We start from the raw sequence: 22767 nt of genomic DNA, 5'->3' as shown, positions 1-22767 counted from the left end.
CCAGTGGTCGATCTCGCCTACACTCGGTGGCGTGCCTCGTGGTGATGGACGACTCAACCACGACCTGCTCCCCGGAGAGAAAGGCCCCCAGGACGCTTGTGGCGTCTTCGGTGTCTGGGCTCCGGGTGAAGAGGTCGCCAAGCTCACCTATTTCGGACTGTATGCCCTGCAGCACCGTGGACAGGAGTCCGCGGGCATCGCAGTGAGCAATGGGTCCCAGATCCTGGTCTTCAAGGACATGGGTCTGGTCTCACAGGTCTTCGACGAAACCTCTCTCAGCTCTCTCCAGGGCCATATCGCCGTGGGCCATGCCCGCTACTCCACCACCGGAGCCTCGGTGTGGGAGAACGCGCAGCCCACCTTCCGTGCCACCGCGCACGGATCGATCGCCCTCGGTCACAACGGCAACCTGGTCAACACGGCTCAGCTGGCAGCGCTCGTCGCCGAGCTGCCGAAGGAGCACGGCCGCTCCACCCAGCTGGCCGCGACCAACGACACCGATCTGATCACCGCTCTCCTCGCGGGCCAGACCGACGGCGACGGCAAGCCCCTCACGATCGAGGAAGCCGCCCCCAAGGTGCTGCCCGAAGCCAAGGGCGCCTTCTCGCTGGTCTTCATGGACGAGCACACCCTCTACGCCGCCCGCGATCCGCAGGGCATCCGCCCGCTGGTCCTCGGCCGGCTGGAGCGCGGCTGGGTGGTGGCCTCCGAGTCCGCCGCCCTCGACATCTGCGGCGCTTCCTTCGTCCGCGAGGTCGAGCCCGGTGAGCTGATCGCCATCGACGAGAACGGTCTGCGCAGCACACGATTCGCAGAAGCGAAGCCCAAGGGCTGCGTCTTCGAGTACGTGTACCTGGCGCGCCCCGACACGGACATCGCCGGCCGGAACGTCTACCTCTCGCGCGTGGAGATGGGCCGGAAGCTGGCCGCAGAGGCCCCGGCGGAAGCCGACCTGGTGATAGCGACGCCCGAGTCGGGAACGCCCGCGGCGATCGGTTACGCCGAGGCCAGCGGGATTCCGTACGGCTCGGGCCTGGTCAAGAACGCCTATGTCGGCCGGACCTTCATCCAGCCGTCCCAGACGATCCGCCAGCTCGGTATCCGCCTCAAGCTCAACCCGCTCAAGGAAGTCATCCGCGGGAAGCGCCTGGTCGTCGTCGACGACTCGATCGTGCGCGGCAATACCCAGCGCGCCCTGGTCAAGATGCTCCGCGAGGCGGGCGCCGCCGAGATCCACATCAGGATCTCCTCCCCGCCCGTGAAGTGGCCCTGCTTCTTCGGTATCGACTTCGCGACCCGGGCCGAGCTCATCGCCAACGGCATGTCCGTCGACGAGATCGCGACCTCGATGGGGGCCGACTCGCTCTCGTACATCTCCATCGACGGCATGATCGAGGCGACGACCATCGCCAAGCCGAACCTCTGCCGGGCCTGCTTCGACGGCGAGTACCCGATGGAACTGCCCGACCCCGAGCTGCTCGGCAAGCAGCTGCTGGAGACCGAACTCGCGGCCGGACCGGCGAGCACCGCCGCCGCTGAAGCGCTCCGTCGCCCGTAAGCCCCGCAGTACGACACGAAAGTCCCAGAACCATGTCTGCTGAATCTTCCGAGCGCGCTCCGCACCGGACCGCCGGTGCCAGCTACGCGGCCGCCGGCGTCGATATCGAAGCCGGTGACCGCGCCGTCGAGCTGATGAAGGAGTGGGTGAAGAAGACGCAGCGCGCCGAGGTCGCGGGCCTGGGCGGGCTGGGCGGATTCGCCGGGCTCTTCGACGCATCGGCCCTGAAGCGGTACGAGCGGCCCCTCCTCGCCTCCGCCACCGACGGCGTGGGGACCAAGGTGGACCTCGCCCGCAAGATGGGCGTGTACGACACCATCGGCCACGACCTCGTCGGCATGGTCGTGGACGACCTGGTCGTGTGCGGCGCCGAACCGCTCTTCATGACCGACTACATCTGCGTCGGCAAGGTCTTCCCCGAGCGTGTCGCCGCGATCGTGAAGGGCATCGCCGAGGGCTGTGTGCTGGCCGGCTGTGCGCTGGTCGGCGGCGAGACCGCCGAACACCCCGGCCTCCTCGGTGAGGACGACTTCGATGTCGCCGGAGCCGGCACGGGTGTGGTCGAGGCGGACCGGCTGCTGGGCCCCGACCGGATCCGTGAGGGCGACGCCGTCATCGCGATGGCTTCGTCCGGACTTCACTCGAACGGGTACTCGCTCGTCCGCCACGTAGTCTTCGACCGGGCCGGCTGGGCGCTGGACCGGGAGATCGCGGAGTTCGGCAGGACGCTCGGCGAGGAGCTCCTGGAGCCGACCAGGATCTACTCGCTGGACTGCCTGGCCCTGACCCGTACGACCGAGGTGCACGGTTTCAGCCACATCACCGGCGGCGGCCTCGCCAACAACCTGGCCCGGGTGATCCCGGACCACCTGTACGCCACGGTGGACCGGTCGACCTGGACCCCCGGCGCGGTCTTCGACGTCGTCGGCACGGCCGGACAGGTCGAACGCCTGGAGCTGGAGAAGACCCTCAACATGGGTGTCGGCATGATGGCCGTCGTCCCGGGCGAGTCCGTGGACGCGGCGCTCGCGACCCTTGAGGACCGGGGTCTGGACGCCTGGGTCGCGGGGGAGATCACCGGACGCGGCGACCACGCCATGGGCGCCGGACTGACCGGGGACTACGCCAAGTAGGCGGCGGAGCGCGGGGCAGGGCAGGGACGGGCCCGGGCAGGCCGTCGGGTGGCGCGCCGGGCCGGTGCGGACCGGGCGGCCCGCCCGCTGTGCACCGGTCGGCCTGCGGACAGCACTGAACCCGGTCCGAGGCCGGGAGCCCTGGACCGGGTCAGTGTGACAGCGCTGCCGGAGACGGCGCTGGGAATGCTGCTGAGGTGGTGTACGTCAAGCGCCGCGGCGCTGAGACGAAGGACCGGACTCGTCGTCCTCGTCCTGATCCTCGTTATAACGATCCGCGTACTGTGCGTACGGGTCATCTTCCTCTTCGTCGTCCTCGAACGGCTCCGCGTTCGGTGGCTGACTCGTAGGAGATGCGCCCAGCTCATTGGCCAGACGTGACAGGTCTGTTCCGCCGCTGCTGTACTTCAGCTGGCGGGCGACCTTCGTCTGCTTGGCCTTTGCCCGGCCGCGCCCCATGGCTCGACCCCCTCGGTGACGGGGCTCGACGGCCCCAGAGTCTTGACACCCGTTCATGATTCGGAACGGACTCTCCGTGAAGAGTCCGGTCCGTAGGGCTTCAACGGTACCTGCTTCCGCGGCCATACGGTACGCCGCCCGCAGGAAGCGCCGCTTCACAGAACCAGCGAGGAGCCCTGTCCTCGCTGGTCAGCTGCGATTTTAACCTCTTCTTGGCGGCCGACCCGCCGACGGGGGTGAGTCACGTCTCCCCGACAGCGGGTCAGTACGCGCGCACGGTCAGTGGCCGGGCCCCCGCCGGGCCGCCGCCATGCGCTGCTCGGCGATCCGGTCGGCGGCCGCAGCCGGCGGAATGCCGTCTTCCTTTGCTCGTGCGAATATTGCCAGCGTCGTGTCGAAGATCCCTGCGGCCTTCTTCTTGCAGCGGTCGAAGTCGAAACCGTGCAGTTCGTCGGCGACCTGGATCACCCCGCCGGCGTTCACCACGTAGTCGGGGGCGTAGAGGATCCCCAGATCCGCGAGATCCTTCTCGACGCCGGGATGGGCGAGCTGGTTGTTGGCCGCGCCGCACACCACCTTCGCGGTGAGGACAGGTACCGAGATGTCGTTGAGCGCGCCGCCCAGGGCGCACGGCGCGTAGATGTCGAGCCCCTCGGTGCGGATCAGCGCAGCGGTGTCCCGGACCGTGGTGACGCGGCCCGGGTGGGCTTCGGTGACACGGCGCAGGGAGTCCTCCCGTACGTCGGTGATCACCACCTCCGCGCCCTCGGCCAGCAGGTGCCCGACCAGATGGTGGCCGACCTTGCCGACGCCCGCGACGCCGACCCTGCGGCCGCGCAGCGAGGGGTCGCCCCACAGGTGCTGGGCGCTGGCCCGCATGCCCTGGTAGACGCCGAAGGCGGTGAGGACCGAGGAGTCACCCGCGCCACCGTTCTCGGGGGAGCGGCCGGTGGTCCAGGCGCACTCGCGCGCCACCACGTCCATGTCCGCGACGTACGTGCCGACGTCGCACGCCGTCACGTACCGACCGCCGAGCGAGGAGACGAACCTGCCGTAGGCCAGCAGGAGTTCCTCCGTCTTGATCAGCTCGGGGTCGCCGATGATCACGGCCTTGCCGCCACCGTGGTCCAGACCGGCCATGGCGTTCTTGTACGACATGCCGCGGGCGAGGTTCAGCGCGTCCGCGACGGCCGCCCCCTCGTTCGCGTACGGGTAGAAGCGCGTGCCGCCGAGGGCCGGGCCCAGGGCGGTGGAGTGGAGGGCGATCACGGCCTTGAGGCCGGAGGCGCGGTCCTGGCAGAGGACGACCTGCTCGTGCCCGCCCTGGTCCGAGTGGAAGAGGGTGTGCAGCACATCGGCAGGGCCGTCCGGGATGGCGGGGACGACGGCGACGTCGGGAACAGTAGCGCCGGTCATATCGGTCACGGTGGTGACTCCCAAGTACGAGGCGGCGGCCCTCTTACGGGTGGAGAGGGCCGGATGGCAGCAGATTAGGCCCTGCGCGTCCGAGGATCAGGCGCAGTGCCGAGGATCACCCCCTCGTGGAGCAGTGACATGGGACGATTCACCTATGGCGGTGGTGTCCTCAGTGATCGTCCCCTATACGTCCTACCTGCGGGTGTACGAGCCCTTGGCGGCCTTCCCGGAGGCCGAGCGCGACCACTGGGCCCGCTATGCGCGGCGCAGCGACCTGCCGACGGCGCAGGACGAGCTGCGGCGCGCGCTGGCGGATCTGCTGCCGACGCCCCCGGTGGCCGTTCCGGTGCATGAGAGCGCCGACGCGTTCGTGGCCGAGCTGGACGGCGTGGTCTGCGTCTGCCCCTGGCGGACGAGGCTGCGCGGCTGGCAGGCGCTGGAGGCGATGGCGGAGCAGTACCCGGAGCCGGTGCTCGATGTGGTGCTGCCGCCGGTGGTGCGGCTGCAGGCCGCTGCCGACTACGAGCACTGGCTGGAGCGGAACCCGGACGCGCGGCCGTGGATCCGGACCACGGTCTGGCATGTCCCGGTGCGCTGGTTCACGCTCTTCGACGACGCGGAGCGCGAGTACGAGAAGGCCGGCCCCGCCGATGGTGAGGCCGCCGGGACGCCGCCGGTCATGCGCTACCGGACCCCGATGGTGCAGGCGAGGCGCCGGCTGGCCCGGTCGCTGAAGACGCTCAGGGAGCACTTCGAGGAGGGACCGCTCACCGAGGGGCTGGTCGACGTCGGCAAGTGGCTTGAGGAGTTCCACCCCCGGTCGCTGGTCGAACTCGATTACGGCGGTCTGGTGCACGCGCTCTCCGGTGAGCAGTTGGAGGAGGACCGTTCGGCCGCCGATGTGGCCGCGGCGGTCGCCGCGCTGCGCTCGGGGGACGAGGAGACGGCGGACGCGGCCTACGAGCGGCTCGCGGACCGCTGGCGCGCCGTCCGGGCCCGGCAGACGGCCAACTGACGGGGGCGTCCGTCAGGGGGTTCGGGACCCGGTGCGGAGCCGGTCGGGGACCTAGGTCCTGATCCGGGCCTTTACGTCAAGCGTGACGGACCGCACTAACCGGGGCCTTGCGCCCATCCCCCACCCTCGTGTCAAAATAGGACAAGGAGCCCGGGGAGGGCTCCGTCCGTCCAAGTAAGGGCGGATTCCTCGGCATTGCACTCTATGGGGGGTCTGATGACTCCTGATGACCATGTGACTGATCGTCACTGCGGCGTGACTGTCCGCTATGGCATGGTCCATCGGGCTTCGGCCGTTGATGAGCGCCTGAGAGGGCAATTCCATCGGTTTGGCCGACGTGGCTGGACGGATGGTGTAGTTGTAGTGCCGAAGACAAGCCGTTCGTCCTATAACCGACTCGGCCCGTGTCCCCTATTTCGGGCAACACGGGTCAAGGTGCAGAATTTAGAGGAAAGAACCGAGATGGTTCGGTTCTCCCGAGGAGGCCGCTCATGACCGCTCGCACCCCTGATGCCGAGCCGCTGCTGACCCCGGCTGAGGTTGCCACGATGTTCCGCGTGGACCCGAAGACGGTCACCCGCTGGGCGAAGGCGGGCAAGCTCACGTCCATCCGAACGCTGGGTGGACATCGCCGGTACCGCGAGGCAGAGGTCCGTGCTCTGCTCGCGGGTATTCCGCAGCAGCGCAGCGAGGCCTGAACAACCTAATAAATCGGGCGTTTTCGGGTCCCCCAACCCGATTCGGCCCGATATTGCTCCACTTGACGGCTGTCCGCCCCAACGGACTTCTGTCTTTGATCGCGCTGGACTCCGCCGGGTCCAGCGCGATCTTTTTTCTGTCCTGACCGGTCCGGGGCCGTGCGGGCCCGCGCCGGGCCGGTCGCCGGGGATGCCTCGGGGGCGCCGCGCGAGGCCGCCTGCCGGGCCCCCAGGGGCCGTTGGGGGGCGTCCGATTCCGCCCTGTCGTCCCGTTGTCGGTGCCGTTCCGGAGGCTCAGCGTGTGCCACCGGTTACGTCTCGCACAGCAGTGCAATTGCACATATTAAATGGGACCGTTGTAGGGAGGGGTTAAGTTCAGCACTTCTCAAAACTCATTCCGTGACACCCGTCACATGCCGGGGGACTTGCCAAAACCGTGCGCCGTCACTGAAAGACCCCCGCGGGCGGCGGGATCACCGGCCTGCGGCCGCACCGTCCTCGTCGGCCGCCGGCGGCTCCATGGCGAGCTTCAGCAGCCGGTGACAGACCGCACAGTGCCGGGTGAGGTGGCGATGGCCCACGGCGGCCGCCAGATGGGCGCGCAGCAGCGCCCGCGTCTCGTGTCGCGCCACAGCCGCCATGCGCCGACCTCCTGCCGTCCCACTGCCCCGGGAGCTCCTGCTGTCTGAAGTACCCGCGCGCGGGACACGCCGTCAAGACACGTGCGGGGAGGCGCTGGACGGAAACGGCAGAAGGGCCCGCATCCGGTGAGGATGCGGGCCCTTCTGCCGTGCTGCTTTCACTGCGGTCCTGACGGGATTTGAACCCGCGGCCTCCACCTTGACAGGGTGGCGAGCACTCCAAACTGCTCCACAGGACCAGGCTTCGCAGCCCTGCCGGTCGAGAGACTCGCCCGGTGTCGCTTGCGCTTGGCTGCGAGACAGACTGTACAGGAGGTCGGGCCCCCTGGTCGAACTGGTTGTGGGCCGCTCAGCGGACCGCCGCGACCACCGCGTCGATCGCCTTCACGATGCGCTTGTCCGACACGGTCTGGGCGGTGCCGAGGGCATGGGCGAAGTAGCTCACCCGCAGCTCCTCGATCATCCAGCGGATGTCGAGCACCTCCTTGGGCACCGGCCTCCCCTGCGGCAACTGCTCAAGCAGCCACGCGTACTCGTCCTGCATCTCGTGGATCTTCTCCATGCGCGTGGTGTCGCGCTGCACCGCCGTCGGCATCTGCTGGAGGCGGCGGTCGGCGGCGACCATGTAGCGCATCAGGCCGGGCAGCCTGCGCAGCCCGGTCGCGGTGACGAACCCCGGCTTGATGAGCGTCGCCAACTGGCTCCTCACGTCCGCCAGGTTGGCGACCAGCACCAGGCTGGTGGTGGCCTTCAGACGCCGCTCGGCGGCCTGCCAGGCCGCCAGGATCTGCTGGACCTGGTCGACCGTCCTGATGGTCGTCTCGACGAGATCGGCGCGCACCTTCTCGTACAGCCTGCGGTACGACTCCTCGTCCCAGGCGGGCCCGCCGTGGTCGGCGATCAGCTGATCGGCGGCCGCTGTCGCACAGTCCTCGAAGAGCGCCTGGACCGAGCCGTGGGGATTGCGGGACAGGGCGAGCTTCGCCTGGTTGGAGAGCCGGTCCGAGGCGAACTTGGCCGGGTTCACCGGGATGTTGAGCAGGATCAGCCTGCGGGTGCCCCGCCACATCGCCTGCTGCTGCTCGGCCTCGGTGTCGAAGAGCCGTACGGACACGCTCTCTCCCGCGTCGACCAGTGCGGGGAAGGCGCGGACCGGCTGCCCGGCCCTCCGGGTCTCGAAGACCCGGGAAAGGGTGCCGACCGTCCAGTCGGTGAGGCCGGTCCGCTCGACCGACTCGCCGGCCGGGCCCGCCGTCGCGGCCGCCGCCTTGGAGATCGCCTGGCGGGCCTTGGGGCGCAGCCTGAGCCTGAGTGCTTCCAGGTCCTTGTCCTCGGCCACGTTGCGGCGCCGCTCGTCCACGATCCGGAAGGTGATCTTGAGGTGGTCCGGCACCCGGGAGAGGTCGAAGTCCTCGGGGCTGACCGGGACCCCGACCATGCGCTGGAGTTCCCGGGCGAGTGTCTGCGGAAGCGGCTCCTGGAGGGGCACCGCGCGGTCCAGGAAGGCTCCCGCGTAGTTCGGCGCGGGGACATAGTGGCGGCGGACCGGCTTGGGCAGGGAGCGGATCAGCTCGGTGACCACCTCTTCACGCAGCCCCGGGATCTGCCAGTCGAAGCCCTCCGGCGTCACCTGGTTGAGCACCTGGAGCGGGATGTGGACCGTCACCCCGTCCGCGTCGGCGCCCGGCTCGAACTGGTACGTCACCCGGAACTTCAGCTTCCCCTGCCGCCAGGAGTCCGGATAGTCGTCCTTGGTGACGGCTCCGGCCTTCTCGGTGATCAGCATCGAGCGTTCGAAGTCGAGCGCCTCGGGCTCGTCCCGCTGCTTGTGCTTCCACCAGGAGTCGAAGTGCGCGCCGGAGACGACGTGCTCCGGGATCCGCCCGTCGTAGAAGTCGAAGAGCGTCTCGTCGTCCACCAGGATGTCGCGGCGCCGCGCGCGGTGCTCCAACTCCTCGACCTCGGCGAGGAGTCTGCGGTTGGCCGCGAAGAACTTGTGGTGGGTGCGCCAGTCGCCCTCGACCAGAGCGTTGCGAATGAAAAGCTCCCGGCTGGTCTCCGGGTCGATCCGGCCATAATTGATCTTGCGCTGGGCCACGATCGGGACGCCGTACAGCGTGACCCGTTCGTACGCCATCACCGCGGCCTGGTCCTTCTCCCAGTGCGGCTCGCTGTAGGTGTGCTTCACCAGGTGCTGGGCGAGCGGTTCGATCCACTCCGGCTCGACCTTGGCGTTGACCCTGGCCCACAGCCGTGAGGTCTCCACCAGCTCGGCGGACATGATGAAGCGCGGCTGCTTCTTGAAGAGCGCCGAGCCGGGGAAGATCGCGAACTTGGCGTTCCTGGCGCCCAGATACTCGTTCTTCTCGGTGTCCTTGAGCCCGATGTGCGACAGCAGGCCGGCGAGCAGCGAGGTGTGCACCGCCTGTTCGGGCGCGTCCTCCTCGTTCAGCCTGATACCCATGGTCCTGGCGACCGAGCGCAGCTGCGCGTAGATGTCCTGCCACTCACGGATCCGCAGGAAGTTCAGGTACTCCTGCTTGCACATCCGGCGGAAGCTGGAGGAGCCGCGCTCCTTCTGCTGGTCGCGGATGTAACGCCAGAGGTTGAGGAAGGCCAGGAAGTCGGAGGTCTCGTCCTTGAAGCGGGCGTGCTGCTGGTCGGCCTGCGTCTGCTTCTCCGCCGGGCGCTCGCGCGGGTCCTGGATGGAGAGCGCGGCGGCGATGACCATCACCTCGCTCACACAGCCGTTCCGGTCGGCCTCCAGCACCATCCGGGCCAGTCGCGGGTCGACGGGCAGCTGGCTGAGCTTGCGGCCCTCATCGGTGAGCCGCCGCTTGGGGTCCTTCTCCTTGGGGTCGAGCGCGCCGAGTTCCTGGAGCAGCTGGACGCCGTCGCGGATGTTGCGGTGGTCCGGCGGGTCGATGAAGGGGAACTTCTCGATGTCGCCGAGGCCGGCCGCGGTCATCTGGAGGATGACGGACGCCAGGTTCGTCCGGAGGATCTCCGGGTCGGTGAACTCCGGGCGGGTGAGGAAGTCGTCCTCCGCGTACAGCCGGATGCAGATCCCGTCCGACGTACGCCCGCAGCGGCCCTTGCGCTGGTTGGCGCTGGCCTGCGAGACCCGCTCGATGGGCAGCCGCTGGACCTTGGTGCGGTGGCTGTAGCGGGAGATCCGGGCGGTGCCCGGGTCGATCACGTACTTGATGCCGGGCACGGTCAGCGAGGTCTCCGCGACGTTGGTGGCGAGCACCACCCGTCTGCCGCTGCCTGACGGGCGCTGGAACACCCGGTGCTGCTCCGCGTGCGACAGCCGCGCGTAGAGCGGCAGCACCTCGGTCCGGCGCAGAGCCCGCTTGTTCAGCGCGTCGGCGGTGTCCCGGATGTCGCGCTCGCCGGAGAGGAAGACCAGGACATCGCCCGGCCCCTCGTTCTGCAGCTCGTCGACCGCCTCGCAGATCGCGGTGATCTGGTCCCGGTCGCCCTCCTCGCCCTCCTCCTCCAGGAGCGGGCGGTAGCGCACCTCCACCGGGTACGTACGGCCGCTGACCTCCACGACCGGAGCGTCGCCGAAGTGCCGGGCGAACCGCTGCGGGTCGATGGTGGCCGAGGTGATGACGACCTTCAGATCCGGCCGCTTCGGCAGCAGCTGGGCCAGGTACCCCAGCAGGAAGTCGATGTTGAGCGACCGCTCGTGTGCCTCGTCGATGATGATCGTGTCGTACGCGCGCAGCTCGCGGTCCGTCTGGATCTCGGCGAGGAGGATGCCGTCCGTCATCAGCTTGATGAAGGTGGCTTCCTGGTCGACCTGGTCGGTGAAGCGGACCTTCCAGCCGACCGCCTCGCCCAGCGGGGTGCTCATCTCGTCGGCGATGCGCTCGGCGACGGTCCGCGCGGCGATCCGGCGGGGCTGGGTGTGGCCGATCATCCCCCGGACACCGCGCCCCAGCTCCAGGCAGATCTTCGGGATCTGCGTGGTCTTGCCGGACCCGGTCTCACCGGCGACGATCACCACCTGGTGATCCCGTATCGCCTCGGCGATCTCGTCCTTCTTCCGGCTGACCGGGAGCTGGTCGGGGTAGCTGACCGCGGGCACCCGGGCAGCCCTGCGCGCCATGCGGGCCGCGGACCTCTCCGCGTCGGCGGCGATCTGGTCCAGTGCGGCCTGCCGGGCCTCTGGTTTGCGGATACGGCGGGCGCCCTCCAGGCGTCGGCCGAGCCGGTGCGCGTCGCGCAGCGACAGCTCGTTGAGCGTGGCCTGGATATCAGCGAAGGAAGTAGACATACCTGATCCAGGATCTCACCCTGCGCAACCCGCTGGCGAACGGATTTGACGACGCCCTTCTGAGTGCGTATGTCCGTCATGTGTGGTTTAGCTTGGTTCCATGTCCGACGAGACGGAACACCACGGCGCTCACAGCGCCCACGGCAGGCGCCCGACCGGGGGCGAGCGGTGGGAGGCGTTCCGGAAGTCGCCCTTCGTGCCGGCCACCGTCCTGCTGTTCATCCTGTCCGCCGCCGCCGGACTCTTCGCCGGCTCCTACACGTACTTCATGGCGAACCCGACCCCGCACCGCGTGCCCACCGCCGTCGTCGGCGCGTACGGATCACCCGCCGGCAAGCGTTTCATCGACGGGATGGAGAAGGCGCTCGACGCCTCGCTGAACCTGCGTGTGTACGGGACGAACGCCGAGGCGCGGCGGGCCGTGGACCAGCAGAAGGTCTTCGCGATCGTGCATGTGCGGGGCGGCGCGGTCCAGCTGGACGTGTCCGGGGCCTCGGGCGCCTCGGTCGCCCAGGTGCTGGTGGAGTCCGCGCCCAAGGTGTCGAAGGCGACCGGTGTGCCGGTCCGGGTGAAGGACGTCAACCCCCTCCAGAAGGGTGATCCGCGAGGGCTCGCGCTCTTCTACATCTCCCTCGCCGCAGTGATCGTCGGCTTCGTCGGCGCGATCCAGCTGTCGGTGCACGCCCGCGGCCTGAACCCGGCCGAACGCATCGCGTACATCGTGGCCAACGCGCTGCTCGGGGGCTTCGCCATCGCGGCCGTCGCCGACTGGCTGCTGGGGGCGCTGGATCTGCCGTTCGTGGAGTCGTGGCTGATCCTGGCCTTCACGATGTTCACGTCCGGCATGGTCTTCACGATGTTCAACACCCTGATCGGCCGCTGGGCCATGCTCCCCACCTGGGGTCTCATGGTGCTGCTCGGGAACCCCTCGTCGGGCGGCGCGGTGTCCTGGCCGCTGCTTCCCTCGACGCTGGGCCACATCGGCCAGTGGCTGCCGCCGGGTGCCTCGGTCAACGCCCAGCACACCGCCGTGTACTTCGGCGGCTACCAGCACGCGTTCCCGTTCCTGGTGCTCGCGGCGTGGTCGCTGGTCTCGTGCGCGGTCTTCTGGATCTGGCGCCACCGGCATCCGGGCGGGCGTACGGTGCTGGGCGGCCGGCGGGCCCAGGGGGTGTAGGTGCTCCGGACACGTGGTGTGGGAACGCTCCGGACATGCGAAAAGCCCCGACCGGGGTCGGGGCTCTCGTAGCCGTGGCTGGGGCCGGGATCGAACCGGCGACCTATCGCTTTTCAGGCGATCGCTCGTACCAACTGAGCTACCCAGCCATAGGGCACCCCTCGCTCGCAGAGCTCGGGGAAGCAGCCTGAGCTGCAGCGGTCCTGACGGGATTTGAACCCGCGGCCTCCACCTTGACAGGGTGGCGAGCACTCCAAACTGCTCCACAGGACCAAGCAATGTGCGAGAAATATTCTCGCACACAGTTGTGCGTGCCCCCAACGGGATTCGAACCCGTGCTACCGCCTTGAAAGGGCGGCGTCCTGGGCCACTAGACGATGAGGGCTAAGGGCCCGCCTGGGCGCTTTGCAGCGCGTCGGGGACGTCCGAAGCATATGGGATGGCGGCGCGGTTCGCCAAAACGGTTAGCGGGGAGCGGGCGAGGGGCGCGCTCCGGGCAGGTTGTCCTCCGGGAGATGCCGGCTGACCTCGGCCGTGGTCAGGCCGAGCCCGCCCAGGGTGATCTCGTCCCAGGCCTGCAGCCGTCTGGTCGGCCGGTCCAGGTAGAGCACCGAGGCGAGCACCTTCTCCGGACGCTTGTTCTGCACCGCGCGCAGCCCGCCGCCGCCCGTCGAGCCCTCCACCTTCAGCCGGGTGCCGAGGGGGAGCATCCGGTTCTCGCGGTGGTGCACATGCCCGGCGAGCACCAGCGGGACCGTGCCGTCCGTCTCGCTTGCCGCCGGGGGCTCGTGCGCCACCGCGATGTCGACGGGGGTGCCGGCCTTCCGCTGGTCACGGATGGCGGAGGCGAGCCGGATCCCCGCCAGCCGCTCCGCCGCGTCCCCGCCGGGCACGACCGAGCGGTCCGGGGTGAACTGCGGGTCGCCGGTCCCCGCGATCCGCAGGCCGCCCACCGTCACGGCGCTGCCGTTGTCGAGCACGTGCACGTTCCTCAGGTGCTTCAGATACTTCTGGGTGGTGGCCGAGTCGTGGTTGCCGCGGACCCAGACGTACGGCGCCCCGAGGTCCCGCACCGGGTCGAGGAAGGTGTTCTCGGCCGCGCTCCCGTGGTCCATCGTGTCGCCGGAGTCGATGATCACGTCGATCTTGTACTGCTTCACGAGCGAGCCGATGATCTGCCACGACGCCGGGTTGAGATGGATGTCGGAGACGTGCAGGACGCGGATGGTGCCGGGGTCCGGCTGGTAGGCCGGGAGGGTCGATGTGGCGTCGTACAGCTTCGTCACATTGGTGACGAGACGGGCCAACTCCTCCTGGTAGACGTTGAAGTCGGTGACGATGGAGCGCGCGTTGCCGACCACTTGCGGAGCGGACGAGAGCAGCCCGGAGAACTTCGGCTCAAGCAGCGACTTGGGGTTCCAGGTCGCGTACGCGGTGGCGCCCGAAGCCGCGAGCAGGGCGAGCGCGAGGCCTCCGGCCGCCAGGGCCCGGCGCGGCCTGCGGTAGACGACGAGGCCGAGCGTGGTGGCTCCGATCACCACGGCGGCGCAGGAGCGTGCGGCCAGGTCGAGGGTGCTGTGCTCGACGTCGTGGGCGATCTCGGTCTGCAGGCCTGAGATCCGTTCGGGGTGCTCCACCAGGGCCTGGGAGCGGACCGGGTCGAGGCGGTCCACGTCGACGTCGAGCCGGAGGGGAGCGCTGTGCGAGTCGAGTGCGAGCGCACCCAGCGGCGAGACGTCGATCCTGGTGCCGCCGGTGAGGGAGGGCCGCAGCGTCATCGTGGTGTCCACCGGGCCGACCTGCGAACGGACGTTGCCCACGACCAGCAGCCCCAGCCAGGCGCCGAGCAGCACGACGGCCACCATGACGAGCCCCCGGGCCCAGGGATGCGGGCGCGGGGCGAGCGACAGCTCCTGCGGTGCGGTACGGGTGCCGCGGGCACCGCCCGTGCCCGGCCGCCCGGCACGTGGCCCCCGGAACCGGGGACGGCGCGCGCCCACTGCCCGGACGGCGCGCAGCGCCCGTGAGTGCCGTAGTCGGTCGGCGGCGGCCATCTGTGCGGTATGCCCAGGAGGCGGAACTCCCATGCGGACCCGGCGCATACGGGGGAACTACGGGACAATGAGCGGGTGCTGGAGATGACGCGTGAGGAGTTCGAGGAACTGGTCGCGGAAGCGCTGGACCGGATCCCGCCGGAGCTGACCCGGCTGATGGACAACGTCGCGGTGTTCGTCGACGACGAACCCGCGTCCGACGACCCGGAGCTGCTCGGTCTCTACGAGGGGACTCCGCTGACGGATCGCGGCGAGTGGTACGCGGGGGTCCTGCCCGACCGGATCACCGTCTACCGGGGGCCGACGCTGCGGTTGTGCGCCTCGCGCGAGGAGGCGGTGGCGGAGACCGAGATCACCGTGGTGCACGAGGTCGCACACCATTTCGGGATCGATGACGAGCGGCTGCACGCCCTGGGGTACGGCTGAGCCCGCGGCGCCCGGCCCGTGTGCGCCCGGCTCGTGTGCGCTCGGCTCATGTGCGTTCGGCCGGGCGCCGCCGCGGTACGGGTGAGCCGGTGGGCGTGTCCCTTCCGGGCGCAGGGGAGTTGGGCAGGGCGGTCCGCCCAGTCCGCTCCCTCCGGAGGTGCGCCCCGTGCGCCAGTTGCCTGTCCCCGCCCGGTTGATCGCCGCCGTGATGACGGTGGCGGCGACGGCGGGCTGTATGAGCATCACCGACCACCCCGGCAGGCCCGCGCCGTCCGCCACGAAGGGGACGCAGCGCACGGACGCGCAGTCGGACGGCACGGTCGCCGCGCCGGACGGCGGCGGGCGCGACCGGGTGCACGGAGCGGCCGGCGGCGGTGACGGGGACCGGGACGGGCAGCCCGGGCACGGGAAGTCCGCCCGCAAGGGCGGGGGCGCGGCAGGGGGCGGCGGGAAGAGCGGCGGCGCTGCGGGGTCATCGGCGGGTCCCCGGGCGCCCGGGGACCCGGGGGCGCCCCGCCCTGGCCACACCCGGCACGGACGCCCGCCGGGGCCGGGCGGCAGGCCGTCCGGTCCTCCGGTGCCGCCCGTCACCAGCCCCGCGCCGCCCGGGCAGCCGTCGGACCCGCCGCACACGAGCCCGGTGCCCGACCCCGGAGACTCGCCGCCCGGGGCCACGACGGCCCCGTCCGTGGGCCCCGCCAAGCGGTCCGACGTGATGCTCATTCCGCTGGCATCACCGCAGGCCGAGCCGGTGCGGCAGGCCGGGTTTGCCAGGAAGGGGGAAGGGTGAGTATGGTAGTAGATCGTTTGATCCCATTGCCCGGCGCCACTGTGTCTCTTGATCAGCAAGAGGCGAAGAGCGCCCCGAGGCGCGTTCTCTCCCTTACCGTGACTGGTCCGCATTGAGGCGGTCGAAATAGCGATTCACGGAGTTATGGGCGCGTGCCGAGACTCCGGAAGGTTTCGCATTTCGCATGTCCAATTTCAGTTCTGACCACGCCGTCATGCCCGAGAACGACGAGATTGTCGCCGACGCCGAGGCTGTCGTGGTCGAGGTCGAAGAGGCCGTCGCCGAGGCCGTAGCCGCCGAGGACACCGCCACCGAGGCCGCAGTCACCGCCGAGATCGCCGACGGTGAGACCGTCACCGCCGAGATCACCGCCGATGCCGAGCCCGCCGAGCCGACCGTGACCTTCGGGTCGCTGGGTCTGCCGGAAGGCATCGTCCGCAAGCTCGCCCAGAACGGCGTCACCGCGCCCTTCCCGATCCAGGCCGCGACCATCCCGGACGCCCTGGCCGGCAAGGACATCCTCGGCCGTGGCCGCACCGGCTCCGGCAAGACCCTCTCCTTCGGCCTCCCGCTGCTGGCGACTCTCTCCGGCGGACACACCGAGAAGAAGAAGCCGCGCGGCATCATCCTCACCCCGACCCGTGAGCTCGCGATGCAGGTCGCGGACGCTCTCCAGCCGTACGGCGACGTGCTCGGCCTGAAGATGAAGGTCGTCTGCGGCGGTACGTCGATGTCCAACCAGATCTACGCCCTGGAGCGCGGTGTCGACGTCCTCGTCGCCACCCCGGGCCGTCTGCGCGACATCATCAACCGCGGCGCCTGCTCGCTGTCGAGCGTCCAGGTCGCCGTACTCGACGAGGCCGACCAGATGTCCGACCTGGGCTTCCTGCCCGAGGTCACCGAGCTGCTCGACCAGATCCCCGGTGGCGGCCAGCGCATGCTCTTCTCCGCCACCATGGAGAACGAGATCGGCACGCTGGTCAAGCGCTACCTGACCAACCCGGTCAGCCACGAGGTGGACAGCGCCCAGGGCAACGTCTCGACCATGTCCCACCACGTCCTCGTCGTGAAGCCGAAGGACAAGGCGCCCGTCACGGCCGCCATCGCCGCCCGCAAGGGCCGCACGATCATCTTCGTGCGGACCCAGCTGGGCGCCGACCGGATCGCCGAGCAGCTCGTCGAGTCGGGCGTCAAGGCAGACGCCCTGCACGGCGGTATGACCCAGGGCGCCCGTACCCGCGTCCTTGAGGACTTCAAGAAGGGTTACGTCAACGCGCTCGTCGCGACCGACGTCGCCGCCCGCGGTATCCACGTCGACGGCATCGACCTGGTCCTGAACGTGGACCCGGCCGGTGACCACAAGGACTACCTGCACCGCTCGGGCCGTACCGCCCGCGCCGGCAAGTCCGGTGTCGTCGTCTCGCTGTCGCTGCCGCACCAGCGCCGCCAGATCTTCCGGCTGATGGAGGACGCGGGCGTCGACGCCGCGCGTCACATCGTCCAGGGTGCCGGGGTGTTCGAGCCCGAGGTCGCCGAGATCACCGGTGCCCGTTCGCTGACCGAGGTCCAGGCCGACTCCGCGAACAACGCCGCCAAGCAGGCGGAGCGCGAGGCCAAGGACCTCACCCGTGAGCTGGAGCGCATCCAGCGCCGTGCGACCGAGCTGCGCGAGGAGGCCGACCGCCTGGTGGCGCGTGCCGCACGCGAGCGCGGTGACGACCCCGAGGCCGCTGTCGCCGAGGTGCTGCAGGCCGCCGAGGCCGAGATCGCGGCCGCCGTACCGGAGCAGCCGAGGGCGGAGCAGCGCGAGGAGCGCCGCGACGACCGTGGCAGCTTCGGCCGGCGTGACGACCGGGGCGGCGACCGTGGTGGATACCGCGGCGGCGACCGCGGTGGTGACCGCGGTGGCTTCCAGCGCCGTGACGACCGTGGTGGCAACGGTGGCGGCTTCCGTCGTGACGACCGTCCGTCGGGTGGTTCCGGTGGCGGTTTCCGTGGTGGCGAGCGTCGTGACAATGACCGTCCGTCCGGTGGCTTCCGTGGCGGCGACCGCCGTGACGACCGTGGTGGCAACGGTGGCGGCTTCCGTCGTGACGACCGTCCGTCGGGTGGTTCCGGTGGCGGTTTCCGTGGCGGCGAGCGTCGTGACAACGACCGTCCGTCCGGTGGCTTCCGTGGCGGCGACCGCCGTGACGACCGTGGTGGCAACGGCGGCGGCTTCCAGCGTCGTGACGACCGCCCCGCCGGCGGCCACCGCGGCAGCGACCGTCCGTTCAACCGCGACCGCCGTGACGACCGCCCCACCGGTGGCTTCCGCTCCGGCAGCAGCGACCGCCCGACCGGCCGCCGTGACGACCACCGCACGACCGGTACGGGTACCGGCACCGGTTCGTTCGGCCGCCGTGACGACAAGCCGCGCTGGAAGCGCAACGGCTGAGTCCGACTGAGAGGGCTGCCCCGGACGACGGTTTTCCGTCGTCCGGGGCAGCCTTTTTCTGTGCCCCCGTACGGGGCGCCGCTGATAAACTCCCTTCACTCGCAGAGCAGTTCGACACCAGGGCCCCACACCTGCCGCGCCTCAGCGCCCTTCCGGCGCGCGCGGATTCCACGTTGGGGGAGTTCCTTATGGCCCGTACGCGCCGTCCTTCCGTGCCACTTCGCCGAAGACTCCGGCGTACGGCGGTGGCCATCGGCGCCGCGGCAACCCTCACGGGCACGGTGAGCCCGTTCACCGCCGCGGCCGCTACGCCCCCCGGGGCAGTGCTCACGGCGCCGGGCAGAACGGTCAGTCCGGGGTACGACACGGTCGCAGGCCGGACCGGCTTCGCGTATACCGAGGACTCGGGCGCCCGCTACCGGTGGACGGACTACGCCACCGGCGCGACCACCGGCCTGGCGCTGCCCGCGGGGGCAGTCGGCGTCGCCAACACCCGGTCGGACCTGGTCGTCCACCAGGCAGGCCCCGGCGACTTCCGGCTGGTCGATCCGCATACGGGCGCGGTGCGCACCATGCGGGTGCCACCGGAGTACGGCGTGCCCAGATTCCACGGCGAGACGGCGGTGGCCACCGCGGCAGGCGAGTGCCACCTCCTGCGCCTCGAAGGAACGGCACTGACCGACCGCGAGGTCACCGGTGTGCCGGGGCGGACGAACTGCACTCCGGCCTCCACGCTGAGGGGCGGATCGGGCGACGAGTCCACCGAGCTGGTGACCTACCAGGCCGGCGGTGCGCGCCACTTCGGTCTCGTCGATCTGGGAACGGCGGTACTCACCGCTCTGCCGTTCTCCGGGAACCAGCAGGACGTCCGGGTCACCGCGGACTACGTGAGCTGGCACGACATCCAGGCCAAGGCCATCAAGGTGCTCTCCAGGCAGCGTCCGCAGGACCCGCCGCGCAGCCTGCCGGTCAGCTCCAGCGGGGGTGTCCGCCAGTTCCTGGTCGGAGACCATGTGCTCTGGGGCGACTCAGGAAACGGCCCGCTCCTCGACATCGCGCCGGACGGCAGGAGCACCACGCTGCTCTCCTTCGCCTACCTGACCAGCGCGCTGCCCGGTCCGGACGGCAGCTTGCTGATCGTGGGCAAGGGGCCCGGCGGTGACTACGCGGTGGACCGCTTCACCGCGGGCCCTGACGGCGCGCCGGTGCGCAGCGAGGTACTGGCGGTCCCCTGGCATCCCTCCCACAGCGCCGGTCTCGCGCTCGCGGGCAACGAACTCATCAGTGACGAGGCGTCGTCCACTGGCGCCGACCTCGGCTTCTACCACCGGCAGCTCGCTCTCTCCGGATCTCCGGCCGTCGTCGCCCAGAAGTATCTGGGAGCCGCGCCCGGCTCCGCCCCGTGCGAGGCGTACCAGAACTGCCCGGAACTGTTCCCGGCAGCCGACGGACGTCTGGCATACGTCACCTCCACCGGCTCCGGGTACCGGCTGAACATCGTCGACGACTCGTCGGTGAAATCCGCGCAGCAGGTCGTCCTGGGAACCGTCGAGCCCACGGTGTACGGGGTCTCCGGCCGTTACATCGCGTACGGGACCGGCAGCGGCGCGCAGTCACGGACCGAGGTGCGGGATCTTGGCACGCACGCCGTCGTACGTACGGCGCCCGCCGGCCCCTCCGCCCTCTGGGGCGGCACGCTCTGGCAGGCGTCCGCCGGCGGCAAGCTGACCGCGACCGATGTGTCCACGGGCGCCGTGACCCGCACTCTCAGCACCGGATCGTCGTGCGTGGTGCACACCCTGCAGGCTTCCGCGCGGTACCTCTACTGGGAGTGCGGCACGGGCCCGGCCACCGCCGGGGTCGTGGACATCGCCGCGGGAAAGGCGAGGACCGTCGCGGTGGGGGCCACGCCGGGCAGGCTCGGTGACGGTTTCCTGGTGTGGCTGGACAAGGACCGGCGGGTGACGGTCACCGACCTGACCGGAGCAGGATCTGTCGTGCGGGTACTGGGCACGGCAGGCTCCCCGGTCCCGGGTGTGGGCTGGGCTGCCGGCCCGTCCAGCGGTCTGGTGGCGTACAGCGGCGAGGACCAGCAGGTGCATGTCACGCCGGCCGGGGCGGTGTCCGCCCCGCTCACCCTGACCGACGCGCAGGTCCCGGCGACCGTGAACGCCATGGACGAGGGGCGCCCGTGGACCCCGGTGTGGTGGCTGTCGAAGCCCGCGGTGTCCTGGAAGGTCTCGCTGAAGAACAAGGCCACCGGGGCCGTGGCGGCCACCCTGACCGGTGGCGAGGCCCGCGGCGCGCTCGCGGCCACCTGGGGTGGGCTGCTCTCGGCAGGGCGCCCCGCTCCGAGCGGCACCTACACATGGACCCTGGCAGCCCAGCCCGCGGACGGTACGGGCGCGGCGCTGACGGCGTCCGGGACTCTGCGGCTCACCGGGGGCGCCGCAGTGGCGCGGGACTACACGGCGGACGGCGTCGGTGACGTGCTGACCCTGAACTCCAAGGGCGAGTTCACCTTCCAGCACGGTGACGGGGCCGGGAAGTTCTCCGGCAAGACCACCGGCGGCGGGTGGGCGACGACAGCGGTGGCCGTCCCGTTCGGGGATCTCGACGGGGACCTGTCCAACGATGTGCTGGTCCGGTGGCGGGACGGCTCCCTGCGGGGCTACCGCCCGGCGTACGGGGAGCCGATCAGGCCGACGACCCCGTACACGAAACTCGGCACGGGCTTCGAGGCGTACAAGACCCTCACCTCTCCCGGCGACCTGACGGGCGACGGCCGGGCGGATCTGCTCGGCTGGAAGACGTCGACCGGTGACCTCTACCTCTTTGCCTCGAAGAGCGACGGGACGCTGGCGGCAGGGCGGAAGATCCGCTCGAAGTGGATGTACAGCAAGGTGATGGGCGTGGGCGACCTCAACGGTGACGGGTACGGAGATCTGCTCGCCCGTGACAAGGCCCATGTGCTGTGGCGTTACGACGGCACGGCTGCGGGGCAGTTCAAGGAGCGGGTGCAGGTCTTCAAGGACTGGGGCGCCTCCTACGACACGATCGTCGGCGCCGGCGACATCACCGGGGACGGCAAGGCGGACATCGTCGAGCGGGACGCCGCGGGGAACCTCTACCGCAACGCGGGCAACGGCAAGGGCTCCTTCGGGGGCCGGACGCTGATCGCCACCGGCTGGCAGGGGTACAAGGGCGTCTTCTAGGCCCTGTCTCGAACGCCCACGCGGTGAGCAGGACCGCCGCGCCCGTGTCCCCCGGGACACCCCGGGGGACACGGCCGACGGGCCCGGTGACGGATACCCGATCGGCTGCCGGGCAGGCTCCCGCTATGCTCGGGGGGTGCTTCGGCACGGACCGTTAGCTCAATTGGCAGAGCAGTGGACTTTTAATCCATTGGTTGTGGGTTCGAGTCCCACACGGTCTACCGGGAGCGGGACGGGTTCACCCCGTCTGACCTGCTACGCAGCGCCTCGACCGGTTTCATCCGGTCGAGGCGCTGCTGTGTTGTCGGACTCGTGCGTGAGCATGCGCGAGCGGATACGCCAGTTTCCGTAGGGATTCCTTGAGAGCCACTGGCCGACCTCTTGCAGGGCCGGGCAGTGGCTGGGGTCTACGGCTCTGCGTCAAGGACCAAGGCGGCTTGGCGCGGGTCCATGAGGTTGGACCAGGCCTGCTCGGCGGGGAGCAAGTCCCGCTCGGGCAAGGCATATTCCGGGTACCAGCCGTCGGCTTCGCAGCCCGGGACGTTACGCAGGATCAAGGTGGTGAGATTCGCAGGGACGGAGCCCGTGATACGCACCGCGACATAGGTCTCGTGACCGTCGTCGGCGCGAACCTGCAGGCCGAGGGTGAAGGTGTCGAAGTCGACCGTGTGCTCCTGGCCGTCCCTGAGGGTGGAGCGGCTGAGCTCCAGCAGCGTGACGCGCAATCTCCGCACAAACCGGACACCGGCTTCCGCGGTGTACCGAACGTGATCCTCACGAGCCGGGAGCAGAGGGCCGGTGTAGGTCGCGGTCCTCAGCGCATCGGCGTGCTCGGCGTTGTAGCGGGCTCGAGCGGCCTTCCCGTTCGCTTCGAGGCCGGCGTAGAAGTCTTCGCTCGAGCCGTCTTCGCGGCGACCGGCTGCCACCAGCCAGGGCAGGTCGGCGTCCGACCAGACGGCTCCGCGCCAGCGCTGCACCTTCACTTTGAACAGCACCTGGTCATCGATCGCACGGATACGTTCATGCTTGGCGTCATTCACCGCGAACTGCTCGGCAGTCTTGGCGAGGAGCGGGTGACTCGCCTCGTCCAGCGGGACCGTGACCGGTGGCACGGGCAGGCCGAGGTCCTCGCGTAAGCACCGAAGGGTGGGACGGGGCGGTCGCATCGCCGGGGTTTCGCTCACTCGTCGATCCCACCCACCGCGTCGATCTCCTCTGCGGTCAGGCCGGTCAACAGCATGACATCGGACTTCAGCGAGCCGTCCAGCACGCTGAGGGCATCGACCATGCCCACGCGCAGATCTTCCCTGCGCTGATCCAGGTAGACCCGCACGGCCTCGGCGACCAGGTCCTTCTTTGTCAGTCCCAGAAAATGTGCTCCCTGGCTGATCAGTTTGTCTGTTGCCGGATCCACTTTGAGCGGAGCCTGTCGGGCGGGCTTGGCAGCTGCAGTCATGACGATC

General features: G+C 69.9%; 16 protein-coding genes and 5 tRNA genes. 10 read left to right on the top strand and 11 right to left on the bottom strand.

From position 1 onward, the window contains the following. Positions 1-31: 31 nt before the first annotated feature. Positions 32-1558, top strand: coding sequence for an amidophosphoribosyltransferase (purF, locus tag OG917_RS16455; RefSeq protein ID WP_328318348.1), 1527 nt, complete (start codon positions 32-34; stop codon positions 1556-1558). Positions 1559-1590: 32 nt separating this feature from the next. Further along, positions 1591-2691 carry a phosphoribosylformylglycinamidine cyclo-ligase gene (gene purM, locus OG917_RS16450; RefSeq protein ID WP_328318347.1) on the top strand — a complete coding sequence of 367 codons (1101 nt, stop codon included), beginning with the start codon at positions 1591-1593 and terminating at the stop codon, positions 2689-2691. Positions 2692-2898: 207 nt separating this feature from the next. On the opposite strand, the gene OG917_RS16445 is transcribed toward purM, so the two are convergent. Both OG917_RS16445 and OG917_RS16440 read right to left on the bottom strand, forming a co-directional pair. Then, on the bottom strand, positions 2899-3150 hold the full coding sequence (locus OG917_RS16445; RefSeq protein WP_164263978.1) for a DUF3073 domain-containing protein: 252 nt from the start codon (positions 3148-3150) through the stop codon (positions 2899-2901). A gap of 279 nt (positions 3151-3429) precedes the next feature. Then, positions 3430-4566, bottom strand: a complete 1137-nt coding sequence (locus OG917_RS16440; protein ID WP_328321948.1) for a Leu/Phe/Val dehydrogenase — start codon at positions 4564-4566, stop codon at positions 3430-3432. A 154-nt stretch (positions 4567-4720) separates the two neighbouring features. On the opposite strand from OG917_RS16440, the gene OG917_RS16435 reads away from it, so the two are divergent. Both OG917_RS16435 and bldC read left to right on the top strand, forming a co-directional pair. Next, entirely contained in the window at positions 4721-5581 is an 861-nt protein-coding gene (locus OG917_RS16435) for a hypothetical protein (protein WP_328318346.1), read from the top strand. Between the two features lie 491 nt (positions 5582-6072). After that, on the top strand, positions 6073-6279 hold the full coding sequence (gene bldC / locus OG917_RS16430; RefSeq protein WP_003949541.1) for a developmental transcriptional regulator BldC: 207 nt from the start codon (positions 6073-6075) through the stop codon (positions 6277-6279). A gap of 473 nt (positions 6280-6752) precedes the next feature. Here the strand turns inward: bldC and OG917_RS16425 are convergent, their stop codons facing one another. The 3 genes from OG917_RS16425 to hrpA form a co-directional block, all read right to left on the bottom strand. Continuing rightward, positions 6753-6920, bottom strand: a complete 168-nt coding sequence (locus tag OG917_RS16425; protein WP_328318345.1) for a DUF6274 family protein — start codon at positions 6918-6920, stop codon at positions 6753-6755. Between the two features lie 164 nt (positions 6921-7084). After that, positions 7085-7159 (bottom strand) — tRNA-Asp (locus tag OG917_RS16420). Positions 7160-7269: 110 nt separating this feature from the next. Continuing rightward, entirely contained in the window at positions 7270-11205 is a 3936-nt protein-coding gene (gene hrpA / locus OG917_RS16415; protein ID WP_328318344.1) for an ATP-dependent RNA helicase HrpA, read from the bottom strand. 100 nt (positions 11206-11305) lie between these two features. Here hrpA and OG917_RS16410 point away from each other — a divergent pair, with 100 nt between their 5' ends. Further along, entirely contained in the window at positions 11306-12382 is a 1077-nt protein-coding gene (locus OG917_RS16410; protein WP_328318343.1) for an ABC transporter permease, read from the top strand. A gap of 75 nt (positions 12383-12457) precedes the next feature. On the opposite strand, the gene OG917_RS16405 is transcribed toward OG917_RS16410, so the two are convergent. From OG917_RS16405 to OG917_RS16390, 4 genes are all read right to left on the bottom strand, one after another. Continuing rightward, positions 12458-12531: transfer RNA gene (locus OG917_RS16405), tRNA-Phe, on the bottom strand. Positions 12532-12580: 49 nt separating this feature from the next. Beyond that, positions 12581-12655 (bottom strand) — tRNA-Asp (locus OG917_RS16400). A gap of 39 nt (positions 12656-12694) precedes the next feature. Then, positions 12695-12767: transfer RNA gene (locus OG917_RS16395), tRNA-Glu, on the bottom strand. A 79-nt stretch (positions 12768-12846) separates the two neighbouring features. Beyond that, entirely contained in the window at positions 12847-14436 is a 1590-nt protein-coding gene (locus tag OG917_RS16390) for a metallophosphoesterase family protein (RefSeq protein WP_328318342.1), read from the bottom strand. A gap of 75 nt (positions 14437-14511) precedes the next feature. Here OG917_RS16390 and OG917_RS16385 point away from each other — a divergent pair, with 75 nt between their 5' ends. The 5 genes from OG917_RS16385 (at position 14512) to OG917_RS16365 (ending at position 21525) form a co-directional block, all read left to right on the top strand. Continuing rightward, on the top strand, positions 14512-14862 hold the full coding sequence (locus OG917_RS16385) for a metallopeptidase family protein (protein ID WP_328318341.1): 351 nt from the start codon (positions 14512-14514) through the stop codon (positions 14860-14862). Positions 14863-15028: 166 nt separating this feature from the next. Then, a complete protein-coding gene (locus tag OG917_RS16380; RefSeq protein WP_328318340.1) occupies positions 15029-15652 on the top strand; it encodes a hypothetical protein in 624 nt (207 codons plus the stop codon). Between the two features lie 184 nt (positions 15653-15836). After that, positions 15837-18089, top strand: coding sequence for a DEAD/DEAH box helicase (locus OG917_RS16375; protein ID WP_328318339.1), 2253 nt, complete (start codon positions 15837-15839; stop codon positions 18087-18089). Positions 18090-18334: 245 nt separating this feature from the next. After that, positions 18335-21304, top strand: a complete 2970-nt coding sequence (locus OG917_RS16370; protein ID WP_328318338.1) for an FG-GAP-like repeat-containing protein — start codon at positions 18335-18337, stop codon at positions 21302-21304. Between the two features lie 148 nt (positions 21305-21452). Beyond that, positions 21453-21525 (top strand) — tRNA-Lys (locus tag OG917_RS16365). Between the two features lie 186 nt (positions 21526-21711). Here OG917_RS16365 and OG917_RS16360 read toward each other — a convergent pair. Then, positions 21712-22488, bottom strand: a complete 777-nt coding sequence (locus OG917_RS16360; protein WP_328318337.1) for a hypothetical protein — start codon at positions 22486-22488, stop codon at positions 21712-21714. Next, positions 22485-22760, bottom strand: coding sequence for a hypothetical protein (locus OG917_RS16355; protein ID WP_328318336.1), 276 nt, complete (start codon positions 22758-22760; stop codon positions 22485-22487). Before OG917_RS16355 ends, OG917_RS16360 begins: the two co-directional genes overlap by 4 nt. Positions 22761-22767: the final 7 nt, after the last annotated feature.

The organism is Streptomyces sp. NBC_00388, from assembly GCF_036061255.1.
Lineage (GTDB): Bacteria > Actinomycetota > Actinomycetes > Streptomycetales > Streptomycetaceae > Streptomyces.
This window is presented reverse-complemented; position numbering and strand designations above follow the sequence as displayed.